The 24318-nt window shown below is 35.7% G+C and carries 38 protein-coding genes and 1 pseudogene; 7 read left to right on the top strand and 32 right to left on the bottom strand.

The genetic code is table 11. The features are described 5' to 3' along the window. Nucleotide 1 precedes the first annotated feature (1 nt). The 32 genes from BBG48_RS04725 to BBG48_RS04570 form a co-directional block, all read right to left on the bottom strand. Nucleotides 2–685 carry a hypothetical protein gene (locus tag BBG48_RS04725; protein WP_068913618.1) on the bottom strand — a complete coding sequence of 228 codons (684 nt, stop codon included), beginning with the start codon at nt 683–685 and terminating at the stop codon, nt 2–4. Between the two features lie 83 nt (nt 686–768). Then, nucleotides 769–981, bottom strand: a complete 213-nt coding sequence (locus tag BBG48_RS04720; protein ID WP_068913620.1) for a hypothetical protein — start codon at nt 979–981, stop codon at nt 769–771. 82 nt (nt 982–1063) lie between these two features. Continuing rightward, complete coding sequence (locus BBG48_RS04715; protein ID WP_147292829.1) at nt 1064–1654, bottom strand: hypothetical protein; 591 nt, start codon at nt 1652–1654, stop codon at nt 1064–1066. A gap of 373 nt (nt 1655–2027) precedes the next feature. Then, nucleotides 2028–2540, bottom strand: coding sequence for a hypothetical protein (locus BBG48_RS04710; RefSeq protein ID WP_068913624.1), 513 nt, complete (start codon nt 2538–2540; stop codon nt 2028–2030). 14 nt (nt 2541–2554) lie between these two features. Continuing rightward, nucleotides 2555–2884, bottom strand: coding sequence for a hypothetical protein (locus BBG48_RS04705; protein ID WP_068913625.1), 330 nt, complete (start codon nt 2882–2884; stop codon nt 2555–2557). A gap of 13 nt (nt 2885–2897) precedes the next feature. Beyond that, on the bottom strand, nt 2898–3065 hold the full coding sequence (locus BBG48_RS10975) for a hypothetical protein (protein ID WP_158527903.1): 168 nt from the start codon (nt 3063–3065) through the stop codon (nt 2898–2900). Between the two features lie 37 nt (nt 3066–3102). Next, nucleotides 3103–3324 (bottom strand): hypothetical protein, encoded by a 222-nt coding sequence (locus tag BBG48_RS04695; RefSeq protein WP_068913629.1) that lies wholly within the window; start codon nt 3322–3324, stop codon nt 3103–3105. 2 nt (nt 3325–3326) lie between these two features. Continuing rightward, nucleotides 3327–3569: a hypothetical protein gene (locus BBG48_RS04690; RefSeq protein ID WP_068913631.1), complete on the bottom strand. Its 243-nt coding sequence runs from the start codon at nt 3567–3569 to the stop codon at nt 3327–3329. Then, nucleotides 3566–3805 (bottom strand): hypothetical protein, encoded by a 240-nt coding sequence (locus BBG48_RS04685; protein WP_068913632.1) that lies wholly within the window; start codon nt 3803–3805, stop codon nt 3566–3568. Before BBG48_RS04685 ends, BBG48_RS04690 begins: the two co-directional genes overlap by 4 nt. A gap of 6 nt (nt 3806–3811) precedes the next feature. Continuing rightward, nucleotides 3812–4066 carry a hypothetical protein gene (locus BBG48_RS04680; protein ID WP_068913633.1) on the bottom strand — a complete coding sequence of 85 codons (255 nt, stop codon included), beginning with the start codon at nt 4064–4066 and terminating at the stop codon, nt 3812–3814. Beyond that, on the bottom strand, nt 4067–5545 hold the full coding sequence (locus tag BBG48_RS04675) for a DNA primase family protein (RefSeq protein WP_068913634.1): 1479 nt from the start codon (nt 5543–5545) through the stop codon (nt 4067–4069). It abuts the gene before it with no gap. Between the two features lie 18 nt (nt 5546–5563). Further along, nucleotides 5564–5890, bottom strand: a complete 327-nt coding sequence (locus BBG48_RS04670) for a hypothetical protein (RefSeq protein ID WP_068913636.1) — start codon at nt 5888–5890, stop codon at nt 5564–5566. A gap of 12 nt (nt 5891–5902) precedes the next feature. Then, nucleotides 5903–6706, bottom strand: coding sequence for a primase C-terminal domain-containing protein (locus tag BBG48_RS04665; protein ID WP_068913638.1), 804 nt, complete (start codon nt 6704–6706; stop codon nt 5903–5905). Then, complete coding sequence (locus tag BBG48_RS04660) at nt 6703–6999, bottom strand: hypothetical protein (protein ID WP_068913640.1); 297 nt, start codon at nt 6997–6999, stop codon at nt 6703–6705. Before BBG48_RS04660 ends, BBG48_RS04665 begins: the two co-directional genes overlap by 4 nt. 1 nt (nt 7000) lies before the next feature. After that, a complete protein-coding gene (locus BBG48_RS04655; protein ID WP_068913641.1) occupies nt 7001–7225 on the bottom strand; it encodes a soluble NSF attachment family protein in 225 nt (74 codons plus the stop codon). 32 nt (nt 7226–7257) lie between these two features. Further along, the gene (locus BBG48_RS04650; RefSeq protein WP_068913643.1) at nt 7258–7944 is read right to left on the bottom strand and encodes a hypothetical protein; all 687 of its coding nucleotides are present in this window, start codon (nt 7942–7944) and stop codon (nt 7258–7260) included. Then, nucleotides 7944–8276, bottom strand: coding sequence for a nucleoside triphosphate pyrophosphohydrolase family protein (locus tag BBG48_RS04645; RefSeq protein WP_068913645.1), 333 nt, complete (start codon nt 8274–8276; stop codon nt 7944–7946). Before BBG48_RS04645 ends, BBG48_RS04650 begins: the two co-directional genes overlap by 1 nt. After that, nucleotides 8266–8505 carry a DUF3310 domain-containing protein gene (locus BBG48_RS04640; protein ID WP_068913647.1) on the bottom strand — a complete coding sequence of 80 codons (240 nt, stop codon included), beginning with the start codon at nt 8503–8505 and terminating at the stop codon, nt 8266–8268. Before BBG48_RS04640 ends, BBG48_RS04645 begins: the two co-directional genes overlap by 11 nt. A 40-nt stretch (nt 8506–8545) precedes the next feature. Continuing rightward, complete coding sequence (locus BBG48_RS04635) at nt 8546–9052, bottom strand: hypothetical protein (RefSeq protein ID WP_068913648.1); 507 nt, start codon at nt 9050–9052, stop codon at nt 8546–8548. A gap of 2 nt (nt 9053–9054) precedes the next feature. Then, nucleotides 9055–9528, bottom strand: coding sequence for a hypothetical protein (locus BBG48_RS04630; protein WP_068913650.1), 474 nt, complete (start codon nt 9526–9528; stop codon nt 9055–9057). 12 nt (nt 9529–9540) lie between these two features. After that, complete coding sequence (locus BBG48_RS04625; protein WP_068913651.1) at nt 9541–9732, bottom strand: transmembrane Fragile-X-F protein; 192 nt, start codon at nt 9730–9732, stop codon at nt 9541–9543. Nucleotides 9733–9742: 10 nt separating this feature from the next. Continuing rightward, the gene (locus tag BBG48_RS04620; RefSeq protein ID WP_068913652.1) at nt 9743–10807 is read right to left on the bottom strand and encodes a YqaJ viral recombinase family protein; all 1065 of its coding nucleotides are present in this window, start codon (nt 10805–10807) and stop codon (nt 9743–9745) included. Further along, entirely contained in the window at nt 10794–11528 is a 735-nt protein-coding gene (locus BBG48_RS04615) for an adenine nucleotide alpha hydrolase family protein (protein WP_068913653.1), read from the bottom strand. Before BBG48_RS04615 ends, BBG48_RS04620 begins: the two co-directional genes overlap by 14 nt. Further along, nucleotides 11528–14059, bottom strand: coding sequence for an ERF family protein (locus BBG48_RS04610; protein WP_068913654.1), 2532 nt, complete (start codon nt 14057–14059; stop codon nt 11528–11530). The genes BBG48_RS04615 and BBG48_RS04610 overlap by 1 nt, the downstream gene beginning before the upstream one ends. Next, entirely contained in the window at nt 14056–15282 is a 1227-nt protein-coding gene (locus BBG48_RS04605; RefSeq protein WP_068913656.1) for a DNA cytosine methyltransferase, read from the bottom strand. Before BBG48_RS04605 ends, BBG48_RS04610 begins: the two co-directional genes overlap by 4 nt. Nucleotides 15283–15287: 5 nt before the next feature. After that, nucleotides 15288–16682 (bottom strand): DEAD/DEAH box helicase, encoded by a 1395-nt coding sequence (locus BBG48_RS04600; RefSeq protein ID WP_068913658.1) that lies wholly within the window; start codon nt 16680–16682, stop codon nt 15288–15290. Next, nucleotides 16683–17276, bottom strand: a complete 594-nt coding sequence (locus BBG48_RS04595) for an MT-A70 family methyltransferase (RefSeq protein WP_068913659.1) — start codon at nt 17274–17276, stop codon at nt 16683–16685. Continuing rightward, nucleotides 17276–17908, bottom strand: a complete 633-nt coding sequence (locus BBG48_RS04590; RefSeq protein WP_243446741.1) for a TRM11 family methyltransferase — start codon at nt 17906–17908, stop codon at nt 17276–17278. The genes BBG48_RS04595 and BBG48_RS04590 overlap by 1 nt, the downstream gene beginning before the upstream one ends. Next, nucleotides 17887–18297, bottom strand: coding sequence for a Holliday junction resolvase RecU (locus BBG48_RS04585; RefSeq protein ID WP_068913663.1), 411 nt, complete (start codon nt 18295–18297; stop codon nt 17887–17889). Before BBG48_RS04585 ends, BBG48_RS04590 begins: the two co-directional genes overlap by 22 nt. Next, entirely contained in the window at nt 18284–18475 is a 192-nt protein-coding gene (locus tag BBG48_RS04580; RefSeq protein ID WP_068913665.1) for a hypothetical protein, read from the bottom strand. The genes BBG48_RS04585 and BBG48_RS04580 overlap by 14 nt, the downstream gene beginning before the upstream one ends. Next, on the bottom strand, nt 18465–19082 hold the full coding sequence (locus tag BBG48_RS04575; RefSeq protein WP_068913667.1) for a lytic transglycosylase domain-containing protein: 618 nt from the start codon (nt 19080–19082) through the stop codon (nt 18465–18467). Before BBG48_RS04575 ends, BBG48_RS04580 begins: the two co-directional genes overlap by 11 nt. 87 nt (nt 19083–19169) lie before the next feature. Beyond that, nucleotides 19170–19373 (bottom strand): hypothetical protein, encoded by a 204-nt coding sequence (locus tag BBG48_RS04570; protein WP_147292827.1) that lies wholly within the window; start codon nt 19371–19373, stop codon nt 19170–19172. Nucleotides 19374–19611: 238 nt separating this feature from the next. Between BBG48_RS04570 and BBG48_RS04565 the strand changes: the two genes are divergently transcribed. From BBG48_RS04565 to BBG48_RS04540, 7 genes and pseudogenes are all read left to right on the top strand, one after another. Continuing rightward, nucleotides 19612–19944: a helix-turn-helix domain-containing protein gene (locus BBG48_RS04565; RefSeq protein WP_068913672.1), complete on the top strand. Its 333-nt coding sequence runs from the start codon at nt 19612–19614 to the stop codon at nt 19942–19944. Continuing rightward, nucleotides 19941–21431 carry a recombinase family protein gene (locus BBG48_RS04560; protein ID WP_319946250.1) on the top strand — a complete coding sequence of 497 codons (1491 nt, stop codon included), beginning with the start codon at nt 19941–19943 and terminating at the stop codon, nt 21429–21431. The genes BBG48_RS04565 and BBG48_RS04560 overlap by 4 nt, the downstream gene beginning before the upstream one ends. Before the next feature lie 350 nt (nt 21432–21781). Next, on the top strand, nt 21782–22132 hold the full coding sequence (locus BBG48_RS04555) for a type II toxin-antitoxin system PemK/MazF family toxin (protein ID WP_068913823.1): 351 nt from the start codon (nt 21782–21784) through the stop codon (nt 22130–22132). Between the two features lie 354 nt (nt 22133–22486). Next, complete coding sequence (locus BBG48_RS11460) at nt 22487–22693, top strand: hypothetical protein (protein WP_330410072.1); 207 nt, start codon at nt 22487–22489, stop codon at nt 22691–22693. Then, nucleotides 22690–23397: an N-6 DNA methylase gene (locus BBG48_RS04550; protein WP_330410071.1), complete on the top strand. Its 708-nt coding sequence runs from the start codon at nt 22690–22692 to the stop codon at nt 23395–23397. Before BBG48_RS11460 ends, BBG48_RS04550 begins: the two co-directional genes overlap by 4 nt. Before the next feature lie 56 nt (nt 23398–23453). Beyond that, a pseudogene (locus BBG48_RS11245) lies at nt 23454–23734 on the top strand (CD1845 family protein). Between the two features lie 32 nt (nt 23735–23766). Next, nucleotides 23767–24285, top strand: coding sequence for a ClbS/DfsB family four-helix bundle protein (locus tag BBG48_RS04540; RefSeq protein WP_068913675.1), 519 nt, complete (start codon nt 23767–23769; stop codon nt 24283–24285). Nucleotides 24286–24318 lie beyond the last annotated feature (33 nt).

Below are 24318 nucleotides of genomic sequence, written 5' to 3'. Positions count from 1 at the left end.
TTTAACTCTCCTTTGTGATATTATAAAAATCGCTTCTTTTTCCGTGGTGGCTTTCAACTTTATAACCGACTTTTTCTAAAATTTGCCAAAAGCAATTCACACCTACGCCACCCTCAAAAGCCGGAAACACTCCATAACCTGAACCATATCCCAATATATCGCCGTTTGTATTTTTACCTTCTTGTAATCCGTTTTCCTTCAGTGTGTAAAGAACTTTCAAAACTCTATAACTTTTATTTAGAGCTTGAGCCACTGCCGCCGATTCTTTATCGTATCCGCAACCACTCGCCGAACCTGTGAACATCTTCCCATCAATAAACGCTTCAACATGGGGGTTATTTCCCCAAGTGCGAGAGCTTACCCAATCAATAGATATATTGATATAATTCAATTCTTCGGCATTTTCTACACTTTGGAGAAGCTTCAACGCTTCATTTAATTGTTTGTCGTGTTGTTTCATAGCTCTTTTTATTGCTAATTCTTCGGCTTTTTCTCGGCTTATGTTGCCGTTTTGGTATTGCTCCCATCTTGTTGCCGTGCTGTGGCGTCTTAATCCGTTGTCGCTTTCTTTTCTGTGTTCTTCGCTCCAACTAAAACAATAACCTTTTTTAATAAACAATGTTGTTTCTTCTTTTTCTTTGTTTGCTTCCTGAATTAATAAAGCCCTTAAATTTGTAAATAACATATTTATACCTCCTTTAATTTATCCGATTAGGATTATAAAATTATCTTAACTTGATAATAGTATAATCTTTTTTGTTTTGCTTGTCAATACTTTTTAGATAAATTTATAATCTTTTTTGTGTTGTTTTGTTGTCCGTTTGCATATATAAAGAAGGAACACAAAACACGCCCAAACCTCGCAGAGCTTCCCGGTTGCTTTATTGTAAAAATAGCGTCAAACCCTTGAAGATAGGCACTTTCGAGCCTTTTTCTGTATTTCAGGGGCTTTTCTTCTTGATTTTCGTTAAAATTTGGCATAAAAAAGCTCTCCACAATGGGAGAGCAAGTGAACTAATGTATTCAAAGTCGAAAGTCGAAAGTCGAAAGTCGATTTTGATTTTTAGTCCTCAGGTAAGTCGCCACCTTGTCCTGACTTCTCAGCAATAAGATAGCGTTTCTTGATGTCATCTGCTGAGTATTCATCTTCATTGTTACTATTGGGTGTGAGGACATATTCAGTCTTGTCTTGATAACCGTAGTTGTTCTTGCCGAGAAAGATACCTGCAACCGGATTTATCTTGCCATTTTGCATATAGTTTTCGTACAAATTTTCGAGCAAAAAGTACGCTTTTTTTATAGCGAGGGTAACGGGTTTCGGCAACGCAGACTTATATCCATTCCCACCAATGGGTAAATCCTTTGCAACACACCTTAAAGTCGTTCTATCCATACCATTCAAACTCATTGCCATTCCCATAACAGTAGGCTTTGTGTCGTACTTCGCATACAACTCGAAATAATCACTAAGTCGTTTACTTACTTCATCAACATTATGCAAATCAATCTCAGGCATATTAAAAAGCTCAAGATTTATCTGTAAATACTTAGTATTATCTCCCTCTTTAAGGTCATACCCATTCATACCAATAACAGGAGACTTCTTCCAATTCTCAGACTTTCGCTTTTTCTTAGGAGCATATTTAGTTTGCACAGGCTTTCCTGTTCTCGGAGAGATACGCACATCTTCGTCTTGAACAGTCTCCTCAGAAACAGTCTCCTTGTTCTCTACTAATTTATCAATATCCATTAGTTTCTCCTTTCTTCTTATTATTCTTCTTACAGTAGTGAAAGTAGTTGAAAATCGGCTTTTGCGTATAACTTTTATATATAGGGATTTTTTCTATATAAAGAAGTTACACACAAAACCTATATTTGAACTACTTTTACTACTTCATAGCATTTTCATAAAAAGATTGTTTTTCAATCTCTTTAATGCAATTTAAGAAATGTCATTTTTTATAATTTTTCAATCCGATTAAGATAATTCGTCAATTTCTATCGTGAAGTAGTAAATCGAAACTGATTTAAGGTTTCACTACTTCTAAAATTAGAGTTTCAATTTCATCAATTTTATCTCTCATCTCGCAATAAAATTCGTAACTGAGTAACGAGTGTAATTCTTCAATATCCCCTCTAAGCTCTGCGATAATTGTCAAAATTTCTTCTCCGGGTTTATACTTCTGGTCAATATATCTGTCTTTTGCCTTACTGAGTGAAGCCATATTTCGTGAGTTTAAGTCGCTGAAAAAGTTCTTTCCTGCTTCTGTAACCTTATAACAAGGACGACCACCGAAGAAGATATAGTAAACATCAGTTTTAAGTTCGTGTGCGACTGTGGTATATTCTTTTGTCATTGCCGAGCCGCTAACAGCAGGTAAGCCATCTGATGTGAGGTCAAATCCAGTGCAAGTGCTGCCCCAAATCTGAGGGAAAGTAATTAAGTCAAACTCAGGCGGAGAGGAGAGTGCTTTATCAAGTAATGCAAGCTCTGTCGCTTTGTGTTCTATAAGTTCCAAGTTAGGAAATGCTGCTTTCATTTTCTACCTCCTTATTAACAAAATTCATCTTCGGAAAATCGATATCCATAAACATTGAGATTATACTTAAAATTATCGGGATTGTTACAATGTTGTTTTATCTCTACCATTTTGTCAAAACTATCAAAATCAATATCATCATTGTATTCGCTAACAATCGACACATTCTTATCTTGTAACAACTTTTTCCACTTTTCATATGTGTTAATGGTTTCGTGAGTGAAATAGTTTTCGTAATCCTTAAGTTTATAAAATAAGAATTTCCAACCCATAGATGATTTACCTATGTGCAGTGGTTTGTCATGTTTTGCTTTTTTACTTATAGCATAATAATTAGTTCCCATATTTTTCTCCTTGTTATTGGTTATAATTTTTATCAAGCTGTCTTCTTAAATTCTTAATAGTAGTTTTCATACCGAAGTTTTCTCTGCTTAATTTTTCAGCAATATCCAGAAGTTCATCGTATAAGTCTATGATTGCGTTAGCTCTTGTGTTATCCTCGTCATCTTGTAATAGGTCATACACATAGTCACAAAAGTATGCTCGATAACTCGCTAATTTATTATTCATACTTAAAGTCCTCATAAGTGTCGATTACATTAAGCAATCCTTCTTTTAATCTTTCTGATATAAACTCTGTCAAATCACCTCTATCGACAACATCTGTTTTATCAAAATCATTGTCTTGTAGGTAAGTCGAAATTGAAAATCCTAAACTATCTTCAACATGAAACCAATTATCAACTATCCAATCCTTAAAATCTTCTTTCGGACTTAACATCATAATCACACCTCCTCATAAGTTTTCTCAAAAATATCAGCTTTGCAAGGGTAAAACTCTCCGTTCACACCTTTGATGATATAGTCTCCCTCACTGATTAGCATAGTTCCCTCTAAAGTTTCGATATAATATTCATTATTATGAGGGTTGTATTTCATTTTGTTGCAAAAGTCTTGGGCTTTTCCGATGGAAGATTTATCATATTTTATAGCTTCTATTACAATAGGTTTCTTTCTATATTTTTTCATTTCTTTTCCTCCATAAGTTCTTTGATAGTTTCAACAATGCAATCAGCCTTAACCTTACCTACCCCTTTGATTTCCAAAAGTTTTTCGTAGAGTTTCTCAAAGTCCAAAGTAGGGTTGTCGGCTTTACCATTGTTATAGGCTTCCTGATATAAAGCAAGGATAAAACCTTCAGCTTCTTGCCTATCCATTTTCTTCAATTTCTTGTATTTTTCTCTTGTGAGTAGTTTTTGTGCCATTAAGTTCTACCCCCTTTTTATAAAATTCTTAGTGCGTTGTCCTTTTAGAGCCGATACTTTTTTCGTATAAGTATCAGGATATAAAATTTCTATGGTTTTGATGATTCTATTAACATCAAGATATAAATCATCGGTGTCATCAGCAATACTCATACTACCAACCACTTCTCGTAACAACATACTCGCTCTGTCATTTGTACCACGCATATTGTCATAGCTTGATTTGCTCAAAGTAACAGTATTGATTTCATTATTAGTCATTTACATTACCTCCCTAAGTTTCAATCCCCAATAAATCACAAATCCACTTGAAGTCGATTTTCTATCGAACCATTCCGGGTGTCGCTCCATTTCAGAATTGAATTTTCTTGCTGATAGGATATAAGCACCTTCAGATTTAGCCCAAACCTTAAAGGCTTGATACAAGTCTTTTGCTCTGATAGTCTTATCCTCAGCTTGTTCACAACGATTTTCAAGGAATTGCAGTACAATATCATTATCTCTTTCGTATTTACTTACAACATCTTTCAGATGGCTTACCATTGTTAGACCGTGCTTTTTATAATGAATGTAGCCACGAACAAGCCACATAAAAATTCCACTTAAATTTTCTTGCTTACAGAGTTCATCTTTGAGATGTGTGTCCTGCTCCTCCGGCTTGAAATGTCTGTTAAACTCCACAACTTTGATACGCTCGGAAGCAAATAAGGACTTATCTGTTACCATCGGTAAGTCGTTACAAGAGAGCCATAGAGTAAATTGTGGTTTGAATGTGATACCTGATTGGTACAATGCCCTTGCTGAAATATTTTCTCCACCTGTAAGCTGTTTGATTTTTTCTTCATCGAGTTTTCCATATTCGTTACTTTCGGACATCGTTACAAACCTTTTACCTTTAAGCCCTGCAAGGGTAGGAGAAGCCGCTTCTGCGTCTTTTTGTCTATCTCCACGACATATCATTCCCACCGGTGCCACTTTAGCATAGTCTCCAAGCATAGTTTCAATCGTGTTGAGTAGGGTGGATTTACCATTTCGTGTCGTTTTACCGTGAAGAATGAACATACACTCCTCGTTGCTTAGTCCAAGCATTGAATATCCTAACGCTCTCTGAAGGAAATCAGCTTTTTCTTTGTCATTTTCTGTTATTTCATCAATGAACTTTTCCCATCGGTCGCATTTAATCTCACGAGAGATAGTGTGCTTAAATGTGGTTTGCATTGTGAGAAAATCTTCCCAATTATGCTCTCTGAAAGAGAAGTCGCTAAGGTCGTAAGTGCCATTGAGACAATTTATAAGATATGGGTTACTATCAAACTCAACAGCTGAGATACGAAGTTCTCCTGTTGCGTCCTTCAGTATTCTGTCTCGCATACGCCTGTCGCCCATCTTGTTTACGAAAGATGTATAAGACTTTCTAAGGTCGTCATCTTCAATTTCTCCACAATATAAAATCATAAGTCTAACAAAATCTTTGATTCTTTCTGATACGAGAATTGCTCCTTCATCTTTTCTCCAAACACCCTCAAAATAGGTGTACCAACTTTTATGTTCAGGGCAATATCGAACTTCCTGAGCATAGAGAAGTCCGAAAAGATTTGCCATACCCATTTCAGACCATTCAAAACCTGATGAAGTTTCATCAGCTTTTTCCGGGTGGTAGTGTTTTATTTTATACATTTTTACAGACAAGTCCTCGTCCATAATCACTCGTCCGTTTCTTGTTTGAAATAATTCCTGCACTTTACCATCTCCTTCCTTTTATGATAAATTAAGGCTTAATTGAATCAAACAAAGCTCCTTTATTTCTTCCCAACGATTAGAAAAACAATTATGTTTTTCTGGCTTTTCTTTTTTTAATTTCGGAATGATTCCAAATAAAACATTCGTGAGAGACAAATCATTGGAATATAATAATGGCGGCAAATTAGGGAATAATAGATTTTTAGCATATATTTCTAATTCTTCGTCCATAACCAATTCTAATGTGGTCATACCGTTATTAAATTTTATTGTCTCCCCTAAATATAAATATTGCATAAAAATAGAATATTCTTCTATGTCTTTCAATACATCTTTTGTTCTCATTTTTATTACTCCTTATCGCTTATACCTCGTTACACTATTACAAATAGTTCTCAACTCATTTTTATCGAGAGGCGGGTCGCAAGCGACTGTATTTGCATACAAGAGTTCGTCATATATATGAGCCTTGCTGTAACCCTGATTATGCAACATACCGGCGAGAGAAGTCAGACAGATATTGCGACTACCATTAGGAATACGAGGATAGACAGGTCGTAGCTTTATTTTCCCCTCTACTACAGGCTTCTCCCAAACAGGGGAGTAAATTTTGTCTCTACCTACATTCACTTTATCTGAATTGTCTCTTGTGTTAGGGAAGTATTTTTCAACAATGTAATCAATAGCTTCCTGATTTTCTACAATATTATCGAATAGGAGAGTGTGACCGGTCATTATGAAATACCTTGCTGTTTTATATATTTCAACCCCATTAAGATTGTTTTTGCCATTAAAGGGGAGAGTTCCCCGAAGCAATATATGAAAACCTCTACCGCTTCGGGATTTCTCTGTGTAACTCCCACATTTACCGATAATGTCAGCACTTAGACCGTTCATCAAACCCTCGTCATCATAACCTGCGTCAATATCAATTCCGACAATCCCGTTATCGTTGAACACAAATCCTAAGTAGTCGTAGTATAGCTTTTCGACAGAAGATAAAGCGTCTGTGAAACACGACCAAGTATGAGGATTAGTTGATGAAGCCGCTTCGTTTTCCCAAGATTTCATTGGAACTTTGCTACCCTCTAAGGTGCAAACCCACTGATTTAGTTGTTTGAGTTCATCAGGAATATTTCCATAATTTATGTTCACATTCATATCAGACCTCTTATCTTTGCAATTTTTTGTTCCAACTTTATGATTAAATTCCAAACCTTGTTTTGATTGATACCTTTCTTTTTAGAAATGTTATATACATTATCAGGTATCGTATCTCTTTCTTGGTAGACGAAAATCAGTATTTCTTTTTCCTCAGAAGAAAAGTCTGCAAGAGCTAATTCACAAGCCTGCCAATTTGACACCTCTATTAAGTTGTCTGTTTTAGGTTTAGGGTGTCTTGTATAGAACTTCATACAATGATTGACATACTCTGTATAATATGCTCTCGCCATCTTACTTCTCCTTTTTAGATTCTTTCGGTTTCTTTACAATTTCTTCGCCCTCAAAATACCATTCGTGATTGATACAGATAGGGTAGTCAGGTCGGTCTGATTCTACCATTTCTCCTGTATCAATAATGTGCTGTGCCGCACTGATTGAGAGATTATTCTTGACAAAATCTTCTCCTGTTCTAAGAAGTGAGTTTACTCTGCCTTTTATATTTTTTAACTTATACACTTTGTTCTCCTATTTCTTTTATATTTTTTAACTTATACACTTTGTTCTCCTATTTCTTTTATATATGGTAACTTTTCCAAAATATCTATCAGTTCTCGCCACTCATCGAGCTTATGACCAGTTCTTTGTTTGATGATAGAGAACACATTCTCATAATTCATCGTTACTGTCCGTCTTTGATTGTAAGAAGAAGGGAGAAGTTGAATTAAGGAATCGAAAATTTCCTTTTTAGTAACATTTTTCGCCAGTTTTCCTTCTTTTAAGAGTTCATCGTAATTCAAATAGACTACTCTATGGTCATTTAAGACTTCAAACAATTCGTCAAAATAATCTTCATCAACTAAAGCTTTTTCAAATGAAAAATCGCTTTTTTCAAAAGGTTTTGACATAACTTTGTGCATTGTACTACAACTGTTTGTGATTGTTCCGACCTTATAAGTGTCGAACTCTTTCCACCAATAAAGAGGGGCAATAATATCCATCGAAACCATAATCTGTCTGAGATATTTTCTGTGTTCTGTTCCAGCTTTGAAAAGTTTTCTCATAAGTTCAAGGTCATTTTCCCCAATTTTATATTGATAGTTTTTCCCATCTCCCCACAATGATGTAGGCAAAAGCGAAAGATGGCTGTCCGACTTTTCCCAACTATTCATCGGATTTCGCATTCCTCTGATGGCGTGTTCAAACCCCCAAACATCAACTTTTTCAGTTTTTAACATTAAATGTCCTCCTCACTTCGATGTAAGCTGTTGTCTGTATCAAAACCTTCAGGGTATCTACTTTTCAATTTATCAATGTTCATTTGCATAATTTCTTCCATTGTCCACTCGGAAGCGGTACAAAATTCAGATATGAACCACAATAAATCTCCCAATTCCTTTTTCAAATGTTCAGGGTTTATTCTATGCCCCTGATAGGTTTTCTGATAAATAGAATGTATTTCGCCTATTTCCCCGACCATACCAAATAGAGCGTGTTTCTCTAACTCGTTGTTTGTTAATTCAGGGTTAATGGTTCGAGCGGCTAAATTTTGATATTCACTAACTTTCATCTTTTCTTTCCTCCAATTCGATGAATTTATCCAAGTACCACTTGGCTTTCTTTATGTCCTCAATCCCATTTTTGCGTTTTGCACGATAGATATATTTGAAAGCATTGCATATACAGAAACTCATTGTAGCTTGTTTACCTTGCGTTTCGAGCATTACATCTATACATTCAAAATTACCTGTTTCGTAGTGAGGAGGGTGTTCAACCATATCAGTAGTTTTCTTTCCCATAGCTTCCTCCTTATGGAGAGGGGATAATACCCCTCTCGTATTATCCAAGCAATTCATCAAGGTTTAATCCTTTGGATTGAGGAGGAGCTTCTTTCTTAGGGGAAGTAGCAGGAGATGGTTTAGCTTCTCCGCCTGTCAAAGTCAATGCACGACCAACAGGTTCAGTGTCAAATCCATCAGCCGGAGCTTTGTCTCCAAGATTTGCAAAAGTAACAGTTTTGTTAGGGTCTTTGTTTGACGGAAGTTTTGTGTGAACTACCTCAGCCCAAATGTAGTGGTCGATAAGGTCAGTTGGCTCTATGTCATCAAGACCAAAATCGTTCATTGCCGTTTTAGCAAAGTATGAGAACGCATTTAGAGCTTTTTCGTTGTATTCATCGTTCTTATCTTTGATTGAGAAACGCTCAGTATGAGTAGCCCCTTGTGCGTTTACAAGTTTGATTTCGATTTTTCCAAAATCTTCATCATAAGTTGCGTCATAAATACGGAATACATATTCCCCCTCAGGAATAAGAGTAAATCCACTTGTCATTGGTATTCTTGCCATAATTATTTGTCCTCCTGTTCATCGTATCTTGTTGGGAAAATCACACCTATTGTTATTGCTTCTTCTTCGAGAGTTTTAGGTTTTTTTATCACAAGTGCCTTTCCTTCTGTAGTTGCGTCAATTCTTACATACATCTCTACTTGGTCTTTCTTTTCAATTAGTGAGTAATCGTTGTTGCAAATAGCGATTGTGTTAAGAGCATTTTCGGTGGCATAAATTCTTATGCAATCCCTGATTGCTCCTGTTGGCGTAGGCATAATCGCTTTGTGCAGCTCACAAGGGTCTGTGAAACTGTCGTAATTTATTACACTCTCCACATAATCAGGCATTGAAAGTATCTCTTTTGCTGTGATACTCTTGATATTATCAGGTATCTTCATAAATGCTGTTCCTGACGCTAACCAACGCTCATCATTCTTGCGAACATATATGATTCCATCTGAACCGATGGATTTTACAAATTTTTGAAATTTCATTGTCTATCCTCCTTAAAAGTTATTGAAAAAATCATCGTGCTGTTTTTTGATTTTATGAGCTGTGTTGATTTGTATAACTACTAAAAGTATATAAATCGCTACTGCAATGATTTCGGGTAAAAACACTATCCACCAAGACCAGCTAATTACTCCAAAAACTTTTAGCAATACAAATATGATGGTTAAAATTTCTGCGAATCCCATTTTGTTCCTCCTATTTCTTAATAGCACCTACTGTTAATCTATAAGTAGGTTCTCCTGTCTGCATAGTTACATACTTTTCGTACACACCATCTGACTTCATAGCGTCATCGTTATATATTGCTTTTGGCTTAGGTTCAGACCTTGAAATAGAGAATTGATAATTAGTTCCTTTAAGCTCAACTTTTTTGTCTCCATCTCTAAACTGTTTGATAGCGTGTTCTTTAATAGCTTTGTTAAGAGTATCTAACCTATCAACCTTACTCTTGATGGATTTTTCAACCTCATCGACTTCTGCTTTAAGTTCCTCTGCTTCGGCGATTATAGAACCAATGTCCTCAGATGTGGTATCTATGGAATTTGTTCTGAGAGCCTTCAGAATTTCAGCGTCTTTCTTTTCATCAAAAGTAGGAGAGAAACCTGTTTCTACATAAGAACTCCACCACGATTCAACCTTTGCGACTTTTTGAGCAAAATCAGGGTATCTTTCTGACAGGCTGAACTCTACTGTAATGGTATTTTTAATGCTCGGTTTGAATTTGTCAGGTTTATCGTAATCCTTTTCATCAAGGAAAGAAGCCACCATAATAACATTGTCCACGCCGAGTAGGTACGCATAAAGAGCCGCTTGTAGAGCGTAGTATTCAGGAATATCGCCTTGCCAATCCTCAGCTCTTTTTGTGGTTTTCATCTCAAGTACAGTATCAACTTTTCCATTTTCGTCTTTACCAAGATAATCCCACATTCCACCTAAGTGGGTGTTATCAGGGAAGAAGTCGCCCCAAGTTTTGTTGAAATAGTCTTTACCATACCTGTCCCCAGGAGAGATTAAATCCATTCCATAGGATTTTTTCATATACTCTGCTTGCTTTGGCTCTATTGTTTTCCCCGCAACGGTGTAGACTGTATCTTCAAACGGTTTCTCATAGGTCTTAGTGATTGTACACCACATTTCAAATTCAGTAGACCAAGGATTTAGCCCCAATATTGTGGCAAACCTTGTTCCTGTGATTTTCTTCGTTTTCTTCGGTGGTTCAATCTGAATACGATTGTCCTCAAGCCATTTAATTTCTTTCATTTTCTACCTCTTTTCTAAATTCAATTTCAAGTTCAAACACTGAGCCATATTCTATTTTGTTCTTGTAATACCTTTTCATAGGAAGTTTGGTTTTGGACTGAAAATCTCTTAATTTTCCCCAGTATCTTGGTAAATAGTTAAATATATTACGCAATTCCTTTTTATTTTTATTGCGACAACACCAACAAGAAACTCTATCCAAAATGTCGTATAAATCAACACCGTATTCTTCCCAATTCCATCCGTTATTTCTGCAATACTCCAGACAATCTTGCTCAGTCATTCCCCATTCGGCTAATGGTAACTTTTTATATGGTTTTCTTGGTCGTTCGATTCTTTTCTTCTCATCTGCTGCTATTCCGACATAACAAATAGTTGGCTCCGATTCACAATATTTATCCATAGCCCTTAATTTGTCCGTAGTTCCCCAGCGACATCTACCACCACACCAAGAATAACCTTTGTGAATTGTTCCATCTCTCGCTTTTACAGGAATATCGAATGCTTTTTCTTCAAAAGGAATAGGCGATTTCAAAAGAGTTGTCTTTATTTGTTTGTCATTACAAATCTTTACTAATTTATTCCAATTTTTATAAATCACATCAAACTCCATCCCTGTGTCATAAAAGAGAACTTCTGTAAGAGGGGTGTTCGTTTCAATTAGTTTTAGAACCATTGCTAAGGAATCTTTTCCACAAGAACACATTGCAATGTATCTCATTATTTTTCCTCTTTTCTGGGTTCTTCCACCATTTCAGTTACTCTTTCAATCAGCTTTTCACAATCGGCTTTACTGATGACAGTAAAGCCCTGAGTTTCGACCGCAATTTTGGCAATCATTTCTTCTTTACTTGGGTCAGCGTCTTTCAGCTTTTTAAGTACCGCCTTCAAACCTTTAATCTGTAATGGGGTAGCGTTGTCAGCAGGGACTGTCAGATTTTCTTTGATTTCTTCTCTCTTTTCAGGAGAAGCGGGGGTTTTGCTCTCAGTTGGGGCTGTTACCGGTTTACCAATATTTGCGTCAATGCTGTCACTTTCGCAGATGTCAAGAGTCATCATATAGAGGTATCTCCTCATATAAGTGATGGAAGAACCGAGTGCTTGCATTTCGTTAGTAGCAGCTTTACCCTCTTTTGAAATAATTGGCTGAATCTGATTAAATGGAGAAGCAAAGTCTATCGTTTCATCAGAATTGTCAGTATTGACAACGGTCATAATAGCCGTTGTATCAGTAAAATTAGTAATTGCGATAAGCCCAATTTCACTGAAAATTCTTGTAGCCGCTGGAACGATGTCATCAAGCTCGAAGTATTTGAAAGACAGGTGCATATTTTTTCCTGTTTTCTGAATATCTGCGTTTAAGAACAATTCCCTCGCCTTGATTAGTTTTTGGTACACATTCATAGTTTCAAAAACAGTGGTAGATTCAGTTGCTGTTGTAGATTTTTTTGTTGCCATTTGATTTTTCCTCCTTGTTTTCTTCTCAGGTTTAATCCCTAAGAAATCATTTATTCTTTTTTTAGCCATCTCAATGTAGAAAGTTTTATCTATATCGTTTATGCTCAATTTGTTATCGTTGTCGATGACACAATGCTCAGGTAGACTTTCAATCTTCGCTGTAGAATCGTCCTCATCTTTTACCTTGAAAATCTTTCCGTGTCTTTCGTCTTTACTTGCGTAAACACGGTTGACCTTTTGAACAGGAATTTGCTCATCGCCAACAAGATGATAGGCTTCACGATATTTCGCTCCTGCCTTTGCTATAATCTGAAACTCGAAAATGTCATTACAGTTTTCGATTGTTTCTTCCACCGGAGTACCATTGATGAAATACTCCTTCAATGCGGTTGCGACTATGACGCACGAGTTATTGATATTAAATGCTCCAACTGTTGAAATGCCTTTTACAAGATAGCCACCTTTTGATTTTGAAGTTCCGTCAGGTTGCACTTCTACATAATTGTTCACATCTTTTTGAGCGAGTTTGATTACGCTATCTTCTTCAAGTTCAAAACCTGTTCGCTTTTGCCACTCATCGCAAATTTCATTCACTCTGTCTAAGTCAGTACGGTCGCACTCGACCATAATTCCGTCTGTATTGAGCTGAACTATTTTGAGACTTTCAATGTCTTGGTACAAATGTTCTGCCAGCTCCAAAAGGAACAACTGACCTGTTATACAAACTGACCTACCCATAAGAGGGTCATAGAGGTCGTTATACTGATTGAGCAATGCTCCATAGGTCGTATTTACAACCAGCTTTAGAGCGTTTGCTGTAGCTTTATCTCCACTTGCCTTTGCTTTCATACGAGTTTCAAGCACATTCTCAAAGGTTTCCGCCGAAGGAATGTTCCTCGAAGTGTAACCGTAAATTGTCATCAAGTGAGGGTAGTAACTCGCCACATCTTTGTTCCTGATTACTCGACCATCTTTTTCCTCAAAGAAGTAATTAGGAATAGCGGCGTGTATTCCTCCGTATCCTATTACTCCCGGACAATCTCCAATTTGAAAAGTGAGTTTACCACTGAACAATTCCTTATCAGATATTGATGGGTCATACATTTTGTCAAAGAACTCAAATACTTCTGTTGGAATGTATTCTTTTTTCAAGTTCTCAGGATATTTATACTGTCTCTCGTCATCGTGAGGTTTCTTTGACGCTTTCAGCATTGAAGCCGTTACTTTTGCATTGGTTAAGCTCATCGCTTTGGCGTCAGGTAAATTAGCAAGTCTGCCTACTTGGATTTTGTTTTTGAGGTAGTCTTTTCTTATGTCAATTATTTTTTCAGTACAATCAACATCGTGTTTACAATAGAAGATGGTTTCTTCAAGTTCTTCCTTTGTTAAAGGTCTGTCGAGTGTAAAGTCCACTTTGCTTTCTTGTACTGATAGTCCAAGATGACCTTCGATTGATTTTAGAGATAACCCCATCTGCATATCATCTTTGATGTCCACATTTTGAAATCCGAAGTAAAAGCCTTGTAGTAAAGGACATTCCCAACCTTGACCACCCCTGATAATGTAATCATTCACTTGCTTGATTTCGCTTGGAGTAAGGTCAGCTGCAATCGCTTTGATGATGTATTGGTCGTAGTGTTTGCTGTTGAACCCAATGTATATATCATCAGAGAGAGCCATTTTTAGAGCTTCGTTGTCGTTGTGAATTACTGTATAAGCTCCGGTTTCTTTGTCTTTGAAAACTACAAGCCAGTCGTAAGAGAACACTTCACAGTCATAAGTGATTATTCTCATAGCCCACCTCCTAATAACTCATCAAGCCACTCTGAGCGAGTTTGAGGTGGTTTCCAAGTTTCTTCACGGACTGCAAAAGCATCTCCACACTGAATGATGTTAGGGTAGTTATCCATTGCCACTGACATAGCGTGTTTATCAATTTCATACGCATAGTAGGTAACATTAGTGAACCCCATTTTGTCCAAACAGTATCTACCTGTTGCAATTCCGTCATAGAGAGAGAGAACAATTATTTCTTCATCTCTCGATACATCTGAGAGAGCGTGGTTGAGTAAGTGTATGATGACCTCTGCCGTCCAACCGTTACCGAGAGCTTTGTAAGCTTGAGTTTTTGAAACAGCCTTACAATAACCATCAGGAAGCGTTTGTAATCTTTCGCATTCAGTAATAGTAAGTTTTCTAAAGATATAAAAACCATCTTCAAGTTTTAGTTTATGGAATCTTCCGTTTATCTCAACTTGTCCGTTTTTAACTTCTATTACCTTGTCGCTTTTATCATTGGGAACAGCGTAAAGCCCTGTTTTAGCCCCTCCTCCGCCTGCATTTCCTGTAAGAGTTACGCTCTTACCGTTTATTGAGTGTATTCGATTGCCTTGACTGTCAGCACCGGGAGAGCCGTCCATTTTCCACATAATTCCAACTTTTTCAATCAGAAGATTGTTGTCTACAAACGAGTTGGCTGTCATAGTAGGAGTTTTATTTGTTTTTATTCCACCGGGGTTATTACCACGAGGTCTCTGATAAATTACCGGCTCCGCCACCATTGTCCTCTGTTTCCGGTCAAGAGTATTACTTAGGGTCGCTCCGTTGTATGTTGCTGTTAAGCAATAGCTTTTTTCACTTTTTGACACATTTTCTCCGTCTGTCTCCAAAACATCTTTGAGTAAAATACCTCTATCAGCAGGTTGCTCAATTTCTCCGAAATTAGTAACATAAAACCTTTGGCGATTTTGAGCCGAAACCAATGCGGAATTGATATAAGTAAATCTTGCAAATGGGTTTGTTCCCACACCAAGTTCTTTCGCAATTTGTTCCTTAATCTCTTTGCTTGCGGACTTGTTGTTTTCATAAAGGAAGAAGTCCGGATTGAATTTGTCTTTTGCAATGAGGTAATTTCGAAACAATTCCCAACCTAAGCCCTCCGCTGTTGTTTCTCTGTTTCTTTGTGCTATAGACCAATGCGTGCAAGGAGAACCGCCAATTAGTAATTTTATTGCCATTGGTTTCAACCTCCTTCCACGAAGTAACAACCATTTTTCCGATAGGTCGTACATCTTTTCTTGTAGCTTTTTACGAGATAACCGATGTCATCTACGAAGTCATAAGCAATAGGTGCCGCTTTTCCCTCAAAAGTTCTTGCAATTCGTCCTATACTTTGAGTTATAACCGCATAATCTTTCTGAGGTGTTGTTAGAAATAATCTCTCAAGTCTTGGTATATCCAAACCCTCTTTTGCTAAAGAGTAAGTGGCAAATAGGTATTTCTTTTTGCCTGACCTCATATCTTCGATAGCCTGTTCTCGTTCGGCTTTACCTTTTTTGCTTGTCATCTTGCCACTTATCATTACTGCGTCCATCTGCGTTACAGTAGGTAAACGGGCGATTAAATCTTCTAAGTGTTCAAGTCTGTCCGAAAGTATCAAGCAAGAATGCCCTTCGTTTTCGAGTAGAGCGTTTACTATCACTCGCTGTCTATCTTCATTTTTAGTAAGATAGCCTATAAGTTTTGTGTAATTGAGAGTTCCGTCTGTATTGAGGGCTTCTCTGCTGATTTCAATACCTGTTCCGACCGGTAATATTCCGACTTTCATTATTTTGTCTGCTACCAATTCGTCAGGAACTTTATATGCAATTTCTCCGACAAGAGCGTATGTTGCTTTAATCATTCCGTCAGAGCGATGTACTGTTGCCGAAAGCCCATACTTATGCCTTGCAGATAAACTATTAAGCACTTTTTGATACTGAGTTATTGAGGTCGGACTTCCAGCAACTCTGTGAACTTCATCTGTGATAATTAAATCCCATTCGTGTTTATAGTTATCAAGGTTCAGTTTCGACATTGTCTGTATTGTTGCAAAAGTAATTCCTGACCCTATATTGACCTTACCTTCAGTAATAGTTCCGAGCAGTTTTTTGTCGATATACATTTCAGCTCTTTCTTTGCTTTGCTTAATTAAGTCAAGCGTATGACAGAGCCATAGGGTTTTTCTTTCAAGTTTTGTAGCAAGTGCTATCCCCATTTGAGTTTTACCGCTGCCGGCAGGGCTTTGTAGTATGCCATATTTAGCTTCTATCATTGCGTCTACTGCGATTTTTTGGTAATCATAGAGATTTACATTAGCGTTATATTTAACTCGCTCTATGGTGCGAAATTCGCTCTCAAATGAAGCGTTTTTCTTGACATCATCAGGGAGTGAAGAAAGAACTCCGAAAGGAAGAACAAATGTATCGCCCCTGATTTCATATAATGCAATGGTTTTTGGTGTATCTCCAAGCCAAAGGTGCATACGAGCTTTTTTCCCATACTCAGGATTTGCAATAGTTAAATTTTTTCTACACCACGCTTTTATCTCATTTGTGGGATTTTCAATTGTAAGAGTGTTAGATACTTTTATATTCAATCAAACACCTCCTAACAAACTGTCTATCCAAGAGGTTTTACTGACTTCATTCCCCCAACAATCAAACCCTTGTCGTTCTTCCCTTGCGTAGAGTTCTATTTTTTCAAGCGTAGGATATAAACGATTGATGATGTTGAAAGCCTCCTCAGGTTTTCTGCTATGCTTAGTGGCTTGCTCAGTAAAGACAGTGTGAATTTTTCCTCGCTCCTTAGTATCAACGGGTATTAGCTTACCCTTGTACATATAAAGCAAGTATTCGTGTCCATATCTAACTGTAAATGCCACCGGTATTCCTGTTACTTTATTCCAAATCATTCTTGCGTGTAGCTTATAACCTAACTCTTTAGCTATTTGCTCTGCTTCAAAAAGATATTTGTCAATCGTCCATAGAAACAGAATTGAGTTTTCGGAAGTTAGTTCACTTGCAACCTTTAAATGTTCTTTAATTTCTTCTAATGAACAAACAGGATAATCAAGAGGTTTTCCACTGCTATTTTCTCTAACAGCTTTTTTGCCACCTTTAGATTGTTTCCAAGGTGGGTCTGCAAGTATAAGGTTATAGTTTTTATTTGTATTAAAAATATCAACATACATTAGTTAAACCACCTCACAATCGAATCACCTTTATAACCTTTCTCCCAAATAAACCAAGCGTATGCTATTGCTGTCCCTGTTCCGTTTTTGTACTTTTCAAAATCCCCATTTTTAGCACACTGTAATCTACTCGAAGATACATAAATTACCTTTGGCGGATATTTATTAAATAATTCTCGTCTTGATTTACTTTCGAGAAATGTAAGTTTTAGAAACATTGCAATTTTCTTACCATCTGATACTACATCTAATGCCTTTTCTATAAATTCTTTTGCATATTTGTAAGGTGGGTTGGTAATAATATCCCCAAAATGAATTGGTTCTTTTATTTCTTGACAATTTAGAAAATCAATCACAAGTGTTCCGTTATAACCTCTGTCAATAATGTCAGATGACATAACTCTGTATCCGTGGTTTAGTAAAACTCTACTTATATGACCTTTGCCACAAGCCGGCTCCCATATTGGTGAGTTAAATTTCTCAAGTTCTAACAACATTTCAACTGCTTTTGGGTCAGTCGCATAGAAATCATTTTCTTCCCTGTCCTCAACGGAGTGATTACTCGCACCATTGCAAGTGAAAGTGGCTTTGTTGTTTCCTGTCCAGTCTTTTATTGACATATCAGCACCCACTTTTCAAAAGTCATTCCTTTATCAACTATGTCTGATAATGTGAGTACAGTTTTAAAGCTGTTGCTCATTTGCATTTCTTTTATATTTGCATAAGCCATCATAAAAACTTCATCGTCTATCAGAAAAGCGAACCAACCTGTTTTGTTTCTACAATCTCCCCAAAGTTCCATTGACAATTTTTGATTTTCCTCTATTCTCGAAAGAGGAAATTTGTTATCAGAGCAAACCTTAGCGTCAATCAGATATGGTTTTGAATTGATTACCGCTATGATGTCAGCGGGCTGTCCTGCTTGATTTTGAGCAAGATTGTGTACCCAAAAGCCTTTTTCAAACAGCAATTCACATAATGCTTGCTCGAAATCAGTTCCTAATTTTCTATTTGTAACCATAAATGGATAACACCTCCTTAACTTCTTCGTGGATTGATTCATCAGCAATATAATTAGCTAATTCTTTTATGCAATTTGTAAGGTCTTGAATTTGTGCTTTATAGAAATCCACATAATCTTTGCTAATATGACGCTCGATTTTACCCACAAAGGTTTCAACTGTTATGTCATTTAGCATTGATTTCCACCTCATATTTCTTCATCAAATCAAGTATCTTTTCACTGTATTTAGTAGAAGTTATTCCGTTATCCCAAGCCCTGTTTGCCCCAAAATCGCCCATATTGTAAGCCATCAATGCTTTGTTAAAATCGCCATCATATTTTCTTACATAACTTGCGATTACCTTTGTGCCACAGAACACATTCTGATAAGGATTAAGCATATCAGCCGCTCTAAATTCTTGATTTAACCATTCATGATTGATTTTGTTTAGTTGCATTAACCCATAATCATTAGTAGAGCTGATTATTTCAGGATTGAAGTTACTTTCGGTTTCAATCATTGCGAGAATCAAAGTGATAGGTACTTCTTCGTCAGCACATACTTCATACAGGTAGTCTTGTAAGCTATGAGATAGTGGGATATTGAAATGAAAGTTTTCCTTAGTGTCAGGTAGCCTTTCTGACGCATATATAGGAACTTCTACCGGCTTACTGACCGTTATTGTTTTATTTGGGGCAGTAAATCTTCCGATAATAAAAGCAACTGCTAAGAGAATCAATATGATAGTCCACGCTTGTATTACCTTCACTTTGTATCTGTTGAGTTTCGGTTTTTTAACCATTTTTGAAATTCCTCCTCGTTCTTTTCGTTTTCATAAAAATTTGTAACCACTTGAATCAATGGTCTTGCGAGGTTATAAATCTGAAAATCAGACAAGTTCGTTTTCTTTTTCAAGTAGTATTTTTTTACACTCAGCAAGAATTAGCTTTGCTTTTGGATAGGTATAAACTCCTCGAAGAATACTTGACATCATAGGTGGCTGAACTTCATAACCTCGCTCACGAAGTTCAATCATCATATCCACCTGACTAATCCCAAGCTCGCTCATTCTTTCTTTGACATTCATCTGCAATCCTCCTTTCTCCAATTCTTGAAGTATGAATTTGCCTTGACAAAAAGACGAATTATTGTTATTATTCTTATAAGAAATTTTTCGTAATAACTTCTCAAAAAGTGCCATTTTTGAGAGGCTGGTCTTTTATTGTCAATTCGCATATCCCGAACTTCTTGTTGTTATTGTAATTCTTATTATACGAATTGTCAATAGTAAAATTCTATTTTTACGAATTATTTTTGAAAGGAGGATTTCGATGTCTTTTAGTGATAATTTGAATAGAATTTGTAAGGAGCAAGGCACTACCCTAACAAGGGTATGTAAAGACCTCGGTATATCGACTTCTAAGGTAACTGCGATTAAAAATGGTTCTATACCAAACGAAGAAATGATGTTAAAATTTGCAAAACATCTTGCTTGTTCCGTGATGGATTTCTTCGCTGATGACGAAGAAGTAATTCCAATTAAACATTCAGACGCAGACGAAGAAGATATACTTCGTATTTATAGAACTCTATCTCGAAGAACCAAACACGAGTTTATGGCAATGGTTTATGAGTTTGAAAATAAGGTAGATACTGATATATAGGGGGTGGTCGTATTAAAGCTGTAATATACGCAAGATATTCGAGCCACAACCAACGAGAAGAATCTATCGAGGGGCAACTTAGGGAATGTCAAGAATTTGCATTGAAAAATGCTATAACAATAGTAGATGAATATATAGATAGAGCTATTTCAGGAAAAACAGATAATCGACCGGCTTTTCAAAAACTTATCAAGGATAGTGAAAAAGGTCATTTTGACGCTGTAATAATGTACACACTTGATAGATTTGCTCGTAATCGATACGATAGTGCTATATATAAAGCAAAGCTAAAAAAGAATGGCGTTAAAATCTTCTATGCAAAACAACCTATGCCCGATACACCTGAAGGAATTATTCTTGAGAGTGTACTCGAAGGATATGCCGAATACTATTCAGAAAATCTCGCAAGAAGTATAAAGAGAGGTCTAAAAGAAAATGCTTTACAAGGAATAGCTATGGGGTCTTTACCTCTTGGGTATAAGATAGGAAAAGATAGAAAATATGAAATCGAACCTGTGGGTGCAAAAGCAGTAGAGGAAATCTTCATTATGTATTCTGAAGGTAAATCAGCCACTCAAATAGTGAATTACTTAAACGAGCAAGGTTATAAGACCTCAAGGGGCAATAAATTCAACAAGAACTCTTTAGGAAGAATACTAAGGAACGAAAGATATATAGGAATATATACTCACGATGATGTTGTATTAGAAAACGCCATACCGCCAATAATAAGTAAAGAATTATTTAATAAAGTACAGGCTTCACTAAAACACACTTATTCGGCTCGTGCTAAAAATAAAGCAAAGGTTGATTACTTATTATCTACTAAGATTTTTTGTGGTCATTGTGGTAGTCCAATGATAGGAGAAAGTGGTACTTCTAAGACAGGAAAAATCCATAGATATTACAAATGTAATTGTAGAAAACGACAACATAAATGTAATAAAAAGAACGAAAAGAAAGAACCTCTTGAAAAGCAAATAGTACAATTTACAGTTCAGGAAATACTAATTTCTGAGATTATCGAAAATATTGTCGAAAGAGCAATGCAGATAGTAGAAAAAGAATTAAAAGACACATCTGTATTAACCGGTCTAAAAGACAGACTGAAGGAAACAAATAAAAAATTAAAAAATTTATTATCAGCCATAGAGCAGGGTATTTTTACAGAAACTACAAAAGATAGGTTAGAAGAATTAGAAGTTGAAAAAAGGACTATTGAGGGGCGAATTACTAAGGAGGAAATGAAAAAGCCACTCTTAACGAAGGAGCGAATTATCTTTTGGCTCGAATCGTTTAAGAATGGCGATGTGAACGATATAGAATATCAAACTCGTATCATAGATGCCTTAGTAAACTCTGTATTCGTTTATGACAAACCTGATGGTAGCAGGACAATCACTTGTACTTTCAATATTACAGGGAGCAACACCCTCAGTATCACGAGTTCGGATATTGAGGGTTTATCTCCACCAATAGTAAAATAAGAATGGCTAATTTCAATCAAAGTATTTGAAATTAGCCGTTTTTATATATTTTCTTATGTTGTTTGATGTTGTGTTTTTATGGTATTTTTCACTTCATAAGGTGTACTTAAGCTGTACTATATTAAAAAATATTGTCTAATCTATTTATGATATAGCAAATAATAGTAACTATGATAATTTCATTAAAAAAACTGAAAAAGGGAATGTATTCTTTTGGTCTAATGGTAGTATAAAAGAAATTTACAGCTCAAACTTTGAAAAAATATCCACTATGCAAGTAGATATGAGTTTAAGGTACAGTCCAAATTGCTTTGCTACAGATATTTTGATTTCGAATGTATATATTGTATATGACATACGATGTTTTAGGTGTATATTTAGTTGATTTCAAAAATAATCAAGGCGGAGAATTATCCGGTAAGCACTATGCAGTGCTTTTAAATGGCATTTCAAATGATGATACGTTTTTAGTTGCTCCTATTACAAGTAAAAAGGCTGGCAAAAAGTACATAGACGGTTTTACGATAGTTTGTACTAAATATCAGGAAAATCCAACATATGACAAAGCTTTTGTAAAGGTTATTAAGATACGTGAAATTCATAAAAGTAGAATTTATGGTAAAAAAATTTATGACTTAGATGATGAAGATATAGGGAAATTGAAAGAATCTTTTTTTAAGATTTTTAAGTTTTTAGTTTAGTCGCTTGAGAGTGCGGGTTTTATGCAATTATTTGTCTTTAGACACTAGACTTTAAACAGGTCTATTTTTTATGCAAAATAAAGGAGAAGAGATATGCAGTACATTAAAGATTTTTTATGGGGAACTTTTAATTACAAAGACAAAGGGATGTCAATTTGGAAATATCCAATTGTTGGAAAAAGCTTTGTAGATATGTGGTTTTGATTGTTTTCATATTTTGCGACTTTTGAAATTTTTGCATATGAATTATAATTTTATGTATAAATTTTCTATAAAGTACAAAGTATTTTGTCAGTAAAACTCAACTGCACCTTTTTAAACATAGTGATTTTTTTAAATAGATAATAGTATAAATTGATAATTTTAGAAATATACAATATAATTAAAGCAATAAAAATTATTCGTCATGCAATAACAAATAAAAATATAGGAAGTGAAAATTATGACAGACAACAAAAAGAAGTAGAAAGAACAGAACTACATAGAGCAATTTGGAGCATAGCTGATGATTTAAGAGGCAGTGTAGATGGCTGGGATTTTAAATCCTATGTAATGGCATGATGTTTTATAGATATATCTCAGAAAACATGACAAATTATGTAAATAAAGGTGAAATTGAGGCAGGAAACCCGGATTTCAACTATGAGGACATGACTGACGAAGATGTACAGGAGGCAAGAGCAGGGCTAGTAGACGAAAAAGGATATTTTATCCTTCCATCAGAACTTTTTTCAAATTTCAGAAAAAAAGCAAATGCAGACAAACAGTGGACACAAGAACATCTAAACGAATTTATAGAACAAGTATTTAAACATATAGAAGAGTCCTCAAAAGGTCATATCAGTGAGCATGACTTTGTAGGCTTGCTAGATGACTTTGACGTAAATTCTAATAAATTGGGAGCTACAGTTGCAAAACGAAATGACAAGCTCACTAAACTACTAAATGGCGTAGGCGAAATGAAACTGGGCGACTATAAAAATAATACAATAGACGCCTTTGGAGATGCGTACGAATATTTGATTACAATGTATGCGTCCAACGCAGGAAAATCCGGAGGAGAATTTTATACACCACAAGAAGTTTCAGAACTACTCACAAGAATTGCAGTAGTGGGAAAACACGAAGCCAATAAAGTATATGACCCAGCCTGTGGGTTTCGTGTCATAATAATGACACAGGCAAATAGTCAAGTAAATACAAGGGTTTTAGAACTTCTACCAAAGTTAAAAACTAAAAAATTAAGTAGTTGTTGTGCTGTTTAGAGCATTTATTACAAAAATAAGTGTTGTAAACAGTACACCAGCTAGTAGGATGAACGATGAGAATAATATTAAAAATTATACTTTTTCCTGTTTCACTGGTACTGTCAATTTTAACAGCTTTTCTAACATTCTTGTTAGGTATTGGAACAACGATATTATATTTTCTAATGTCCTTTTGTGTAATAGGGGGGTAGCAAGTTTTATCTATCATGATACTGTAATAGGAATACAAGCATTAGTAATAGCTTTTTTAGTAAGTCCATATGGCTTACCGATGATAGGAGCATTTTGCATTGCTTTAATTGAAGCGGTAAATTGTAAGATTAGGGCTATATGAAGAGCAAATTAGAAACTTGTGGAGGAGATATTTTGAGAACATACAAGGATAAAGAGGAATTGAAAAATGAGATAAATAAAAGCTTTGAAAAATATATTTCTGAATTTGATAATATTCCTGAATCTTTAAAAGATAAGAGAATAATCGAAGTTGATAGAACACCGGCTGAAAATCTTGCTTATCAATTAGGGTGGACTACCTTAGTTCTTCAATGGGAAGAAAATGAAAGAAATGGACTAAAAGTAAAGACACCATCAGAAAACTTTAAATGGAATCAATTGGGTGAATTATATCAATGGTTTACAGATACCTATGCTCCTTTATCTCTAAATGAGTTGATAGTAAAATTAAATGAAAACATCGACTCTATTTATGAAATGATTGATACATTAAGTGAGGAAGAATTATTTAAACCTCACATGAGAAAATGGGCTGATGAAGCAACTAAAACAGCAGTATGGGAAGTATATAAGTTTATTCATGTGAATACTGTTGCACCATTTGGAACATTTAGAACAAAAATTAGGAAATGGAAAAAGATAGTACTATAAATTTTGGATGATGTAATTAAAGGTAAAATTTGA

This window comes from Criibacterium bergeronii (assembly GCF_001693775.2).
GTDB classification, from domain to species: domain Bacteria; phylum Bacillota; class Clostridia; order Peptostreptococcales; family Filifactoraceae; genus Peptoanaerobacter; species Peptoanaerobacter bergeronii.
The sequence above is the reverse complement of the archived record's forward strand: the minus strand, read 5'-3'. Positions and strand labels throughout refer to the sequence as shown.